The organism is uncultured Halovibrio sp., from assembly GCF_913056445.1.
Taxonomy (GTDB): domain Bacteria; phylum Pseudomonadota; class Gammaproteobacteria; order Pseudomonadales; family Oleiphilaceae; genus Halospina; species Halospina utahensis_B.
The window spans coordinates 1-5,755 of record NZ_CAJXMA010000124.1; the positions used below are offsets into that span (position 1 = coordinate 1).

Below are 5,755 nucleotides of genomic sequence, written 5' to 3' on the forward strand. Positions count from 1 at the left end.
TTCTCAGTTTCCGTGACCGTCCACCGGAGGAGCCTCCTGAGCTCCGGCCAGCGGGTGAAAGGACTCAGACGCGCGCCTGTGTGATTCTGTTGGCTCTCGCTGTTTTCCTGCCAGGTGGAACCGGTGCGTCCGCTGCTCGTTTCATACCGGGCCCGAAGGCTCTATAATTGCGGATTCAATCGCTGACCGTGTTCCGCCAGTCCAGCCGGCCAAGATCGTCGGCCGAGCGGAGTGGGAAAACAGAGTCAATATAGCAGTAATCCCCTGCCTCATCAACGAGCTGCGGAATGGCTCCGCATCCCAGGAGAAACACATAATGCCAGGGCACCCGGGCAGCCATGACAGCGCCGAATCCAGACCCAGGGTCCAGTGGCTGGAGGTGGCGCCGGAGTGGGCCGGACAGCGTCTCGACAACTTCCTCATGGGGCGTTTCCGGGGCGTTCCGAAAAGCGTTATCTATCGTGTGATCCGTAAGGGGGCCGTGCGGGCCAACCGTAAGCGGGTCAAGCCTGACTATCGTATCGCTGCCGGTGACTCGATCCGCGTGCCGCCACTGCATGAGCCCGAGCAGAAGCCGGATCGTGCCCAGCCGGGCCGTCGGGTGCAGCGGCGCATGCAAGCGGCGGTTCTGCATGAGGCACCGGATTTTCTGGTGGTGAACAAGCCCGCGGGCATCGCGGTGCACGGTGGCAGTGGTGTGGATTTCGGGCTGATTGAGACCCTGCGTGCCGGGCGCGATGATCGTTACCTGGAGCTGGTGCACCGGCTGGACCGTGACACGTCCGGGCTGATCCTGGTAGCCCGGCGCCGTTCCGCCCTCAAGGCACTGCAGGATCAGTTCCGGCAGAAGAGTACGCACAAGGTCTACCGGGTACTGGTAGTCGGGGAGTGGCCGCAGGCGGTGAATCGCGTGGAGGCGCCCCTGCAGCGGGTCACCGGTGGGACCGGCGAGCGGCTGGTGCGGGTCAGCGCCGACCAGGGCAAGGCGGCGCGGACGGATTTCCGGGTTCTGGAGCGTTTTTCAGGCTACACCCTCCTGGAGGCCACGCCCCTGACTGGGCGTACGCACCAGATCCGGGTGCATGCGGCCTGCCAGGGGTGCCCGGTCGCGGGGGATGCCAAGTATCTTGACGGAGCGTCGCAGGCGGCCTGGCAGCGGGGCGGTGGTGACCGGCTGATGCTGCACGCCCAGCAGCTGACGTTCGAGACGCCCGCGGGCGAAAGAGTGACTTTTGAAGCGCCGGTTCCGGATGATTTCGAAGCGCAGATTCAGCGACTGGGAAAGCGCCAATGAACTTTGACGTAGTGATCTTTGACTGGGATGGCACCCTGATTGATTCCGTGGACCATATCGCGGACAGTCTTGAGCTGGCCGCAGGGGATCTGGGTTATCCGGTGCGTGAGCGCGAGGCGCTGCGCCATATTGTGGGGCTGGGCATGGAAGAGGCGCTGAGCCAGCTCTGGCCGGGCATCACCCGTGAAGAGATGACACAGCTGCGCGAGGTCTATGCCCGGTATTTCTTTCAGCGCGATACCACACCGGCGGATCTGTTCGAGGGGGTGGATGAGCTGCTCGAAACGCTGCATGGTGGCCCCATGCTTGCGGTGGCCACCGGTAAGAGCCGGCCTGGGCTGGATCGGGCGCTGGGCTCAAGCGGCCTGGGGCGGTTTTTCCCTCTGACCCGCTGTGCCAATGAGACCGCCTCCAAGCCCGACCCTCTGATGCTGCGCCAGATTGTGTCCGAAACTGGTGCCTCCGTGGAGCGCATGGTGATGGTCGGTGATACCATCTACGACATGGAAATGGCGAGCCGCATCGGCATGCCGGCTATTGGCGTGACCTGGGGGGTGCACTCGGAGGAGCAGCTTTCGGCACACAACCCCATGGCCATTGCCTCTGACATCTCAAAGCTGCGGGAGCTGATGGCTTCCGGCGGCACCCGTGAATAACTGCAAGGAGACACCATGTCCGAGTGGGATTCGGAAAATGCGGAATGGGGCGTGACGCGGGAAGAATCCGCTCAGCGACCGGAAGGACGTACCCAGGAGGCCCGGGAGGACTCCAAGGAATGGCGCCTGATCGAGAAGACCATGATGTCGATGCAGGCGGAGCAGCGTCGCAGCCGGCGCTGGGGCATACTGTTCAAGACGCTGGGGCTGCTCTACCTGTTCGCGCTTCTGTTCACGTTCGGGTCACCCTTCGGCTCTGGTGATCTCACACCTGGCGCAGGCGGGCCCCATACCGCGCTGGTGGATGTGGAGGGTGCGATCGTCCAGGGCCAGGATGCCAGTGCCGACAATCTGGTGACCGCGCTGGAGAACGCCTTCTCGGCGGAGCAGTCCAAAGGCGTGATCCTGCGCATCAACAGCCCGGGCGGCAGTCCTGTCCAGGCCGATTACGTCTATCAGGCCATCAACCGGCTGCGTGACGAGTACCCCGACAAGAAGGTGCACGCGGTGATTTCGGACATCGGAGCGTCCGGAGCCTATTACATTGCCGCCGCCGCTGACCGGATCCACGCGAATCCCTCCAGCCTGGTTGGTTCCATTGGCGTGCGTGGCGGTGGCTTCGGATTCACCGGCGCGATGGAGAAACTGGGCATAGAGCGCCGGCTGTACACAGCGGGCGAGAACAAAGCCTTCCTGGACCCCTTCCTGCCGGAGGATCCGGAACAGGTTGCGTTCTGGGAGAGTGTGCTGGACCGCACCCATGACCAGTTCATCGAGCGTGTCCGCGAGGGACGGGGTGACAAGCTGAAGGAATCCGAGGCGGATCTGTTCTCGGGGCTCATCTGGACTGGCCAGAGGGCACGCGAGCTGGGGCTGGTCGACAGCTTCAACTCCCCGGGGCAGGTGGCCCGCAATGTGGTCGGTGCCGAGGAAATCGTGGACTACAGTTATGAGCCGTCTCCGTTCCAGCGGATTATGCGTGACCTGGGCAGCTCGGTCGGGCAGGGTGTTACGGAAACGCTCATGAACAGCGGCCCTGTGCTGCGCTGAGCTTTGACAATCACCGGCGGGAACCCTAGAATCGCGGCCTTATGTCGAACCCGGAGATACCCCTGTCGGTCGATGCGCTGAAGCCGTTCGAACAGGGGACCGTCAAAGAGGGCAGTCTGGCCCTTGCCGGTATGAACCGGCTGGAGCCGCTGATTCTGGAAACAGAAGGCGAGGCGGCGGTCAGGCTGGCGTTCTTTTTTGATGACGAGCGGCGTCGCGTCATTGAAGGCTGGATCCGGGCGGAGCTGGAAGTACTGTGCCAGCGATGCCTTGAGGCCATGCGCCTGCCGGTGGAGTCAACCTTCCGGGTAGGTGTGGTGGATACAGAGGTGATGGCAGAGCAGCTGCCAGCCACTCTTGAGCCCATGGTGTCGGGGCAGCGGGATCTGCCGATCCATGAGCTTCTGGAGGATGAGCTTATCATGAGTCTGCCGGATTATCCGGTGCATGAGGAAGCAGGCTGCAAAGCATCCGCCACGCTGGAGCGCATCAACCGGGATGCCGACGACGCTGTTGCTCAGGCGCGCGAGCATGATACAGATAACCCGTTCCGTGTACTGGCCGGCCTTGGCACTGGGGGGCAGGACCAGGGCGGAACGGATTCGTAATTCAAGAGAAAGGCAAGACTCCAGGAGTAATCTGCTATGGCCGTTCAGAAGAATCGCAAGACCCGTTCAAAGCGCGGCATGCGTCGCTCCCACGACGGGCTCAGCAAGCCCGCGCTTTCCATGGACCCGACTACCGGGGAAGTGCATCGTCGGCATCACATCTCCCCCGATGGCTTCTATCGGGGCAAGAAGGTGATCGAAACACCGGAAGACTGAGTGACCGGTGGCGGCTGAGACCACCATTGCCGTTGACGCCATGAGTGGCGACCGCGGCTGTGAACCGGTGGTCCGCGCCGCGGAAATTGCTGTTTCGAACAACAGGGCCTTGAGGGTCGTGCTGCTGGGCAGGCGCACGGCACTCGAGGCCTTTCTGTCTGCGGGCCACGATCGCATCGAGATGCAGGAGGCCCCCGACGTGGTCACCATGGAGGAACGTCCCTCCCATGCCCTGCGCCACGGCCAGCAGTCCTCGATGGCGCGTGCGCTCTCGCTGGTCCGCAGCGGCGACGCCGATGCCTGCGTCAGTGCGGGCAACACCGGCGCACTCATGGCCCTGGGCCGCAACACCCTCCAGACCTGGCCGGGCATTGAACGGCCCGCCATCATCAAGCGCATCCCCTTCCATGACGGCCACTGCTATGTGCTGGACCTGGGCGCCAACGTGGACGCCAGCGCCGAGCATCTCGTGCAGTTCGCTCTGATGGGGCGCCTCATGGCGCAGGCTGTGGATGGTGTCCAGGAGCCCCGAGTGGCACTGCTCAATGTGGGACAGGAGGCCGTCAAGGGGAATGAACAGGTCCGGCTGGCCGGCCACATGCTGCAGGCGCGGGAGCAATCCGGATACATTGGCTATATTGAAGGCAGCGACCTTTTCCGGGGAGTGGCCGATGTGGTGGTCTGTGACGGTTTTGTCGGCAATGTGGCACTGAAAACCGGAGAGGGCGTGGCGGAACTGATCGGTGATCTCATCCGGCGTGCTTTCGCGGACAGCTGGTATTCCCGCTTTGTCGCGGTCCTTGCTGCACCGGTGTTACGCAGGATCAAGCGGCGCCTGGATCCCGCACGGCATAATGGCGCGAGTTTCATCGGCCTGCGCGGCGTGGTGATCAAAAGCCACGGCAATGCGGACGTGACCGGACTGGTGGCGGCTATTGAACAGGCGGCCCGTGAGGTCGACCATGAACTGCCGCGCAGGCTCGGGGACTTGCTGGAACAGGTTGAATTCTAGAGACGAACAGGAAGGACAGATGACGACAGCACTGGTGTTTCCCGGTCAGGGCTCCCAGTCCGTTGGAATGCTGGACGAAGCAGCTGCTGAGTGGCCGCTGGTCGGGCAGACCTTTGAGCAGGCCTCCGGCGTACTGGGTTACGACCTGGCCGAACTCTGCCGGCAGGGCCCGGCGGAAGAGCTCAACCGTACCGATGTGACCCAGCCCGCCCTTCTCACTGCCAGTGTTGCGCTCTGGCGCGTGTGGCAGGATCTGGGCGGCCCGCAGCCGGATTATCTGGCGGGCCACAGTCTCGGGGAATATTCCGCACTGGTGGCGGCGGGGTGCCTGGATTTTGCCGATGCCGTTGAGCTGGTGCGTATCCGCGGTGACGCCATGCGGCATGCCGTGCCGGAAGGCGCGGGGCGCATGGCCGCGATACTGGGACTGGATGACGAGGCTGTGATCAGTCTCTGCCAGGAGCATGTCGCCGATGGCGTGGTTGAGGCGGTCAATTTCAACGCCCCGGGGCAGGTGGTCATCGCCGGCTCCACCGTTGCGGTGGACCGGGTCGTGGAGCGCGCCCGTGAAGAGGGCGCTAAGAAGGTCATGCCTCTGGATGTGAGCGTGCCCTCCCACTGTGCGCTGATGCAGCCCGCGGCGGACCGTATGGCGGGTGCTCTGGCGGGTGTCAGTTTCCAGGACGCGGGCATTCCCGTGGTCCAGAATGTGACCGCGGGGGCAGTGACCGACGCGGCCGCCATCCGTGAGAATCTCTACTGGCAGCTGATTTCGCCGGTGCGGTGGACCGAATCCGTACGCTACATGGGCGAACAGGGTGTCGGTGTCATGGCCGAATGCGGGCCCGGCAAGGTGCTGTCGGGGCTGACGCGGCGCATTGACCGCAGCATGGGATGCCATCCCACGGAAACCCCTGAA

The 5,755-nt window shown here is 63.6% G+C and carries 7 protein-coding genes; all 7 read left to right on the top strand.

Annotated features, from left to right (window positions below; genetic code table 11):
• The first annotated feature begins 316 nt into the window (after window positions 1-316).
• Complete coding sequence (locus QZ501_RS14730) at window positions 317-1,294, top strand: RluA family pseudouridine synthase (protein WP_160898844.1); 978 nt, start codon at window positions 317-319, stop codon at window positions 1,292-1,294.
• Entirely contained in the window at window positions 1,291-1,950 is a 660-nt protein-coding gene (locus QZ501_RS14735) for an HAD-IA family hydrolase (protein ID WP_295720567.1), read from the top strand. Before QZ501_RS14730 ends, QZ501_RS14735 begins: the two co-directional genes overlap by 4 nt.
• 15 nt (window positions 1,951-1,965) lie before the next feature.
• A complete protein-coding gene (locus QZ501_RS14740; protein WP_160898842.1) occupies window positions 1,966-3,000 on the top strand; it encodes a S49 family peptidase in 1,035 nt (344 codons plus the stop codon).
• Window positions 3,001-3,041: 41 nt separating this feature from the next.
• Window positions 3,042-3,608: a YceD family protein gene (locus tag QZ501_RS14745; protein ID WP_295720569.1), complete on the top strand. Its 567-nt coding sequence runs from the start codon at window positions 3,042-3,044 to the stop codon at window positions 3,606-3,608.
• Between the two features lie 36 nt (window positions 3,609-3,644).
• Window positions 3,645-3,824 (top strand): 50S ribosomal protein L32, encoded by a 180-nt coding sequence (gene rpmF / locus QZ501_RS14750; RefSeq protein WP_095617027.1) that lies wholly within the window; start codon window positions 3,645-3,647, stop codon window positions 3,822-3,824.
• A gap of 7 nt (window positions 3,825-3,831) precedes the next feature.
• Window positions 3,832-4,836, top strand: a complete 1,005-nt coding sequence (gene plsX, locus QZ501_RS14755) for a phosphate acyltransferase PlsX (protein WP_295720571.1) — start codon at window positions 3,832-3,834, stop codon at window positions 4,834-4,836.
• Between the two features lie 19 nt (window positions 4,837-4,855).
• Window positions 4,856-5,755, top strand: a 900-nt coding sequence (gene fabD / locus QZ501_RS14760) for an ACP S-malonyltransferase (RefSeq protein ID WP_295720573.1), incomplete at its 3' end; no start/stop codon positions are given.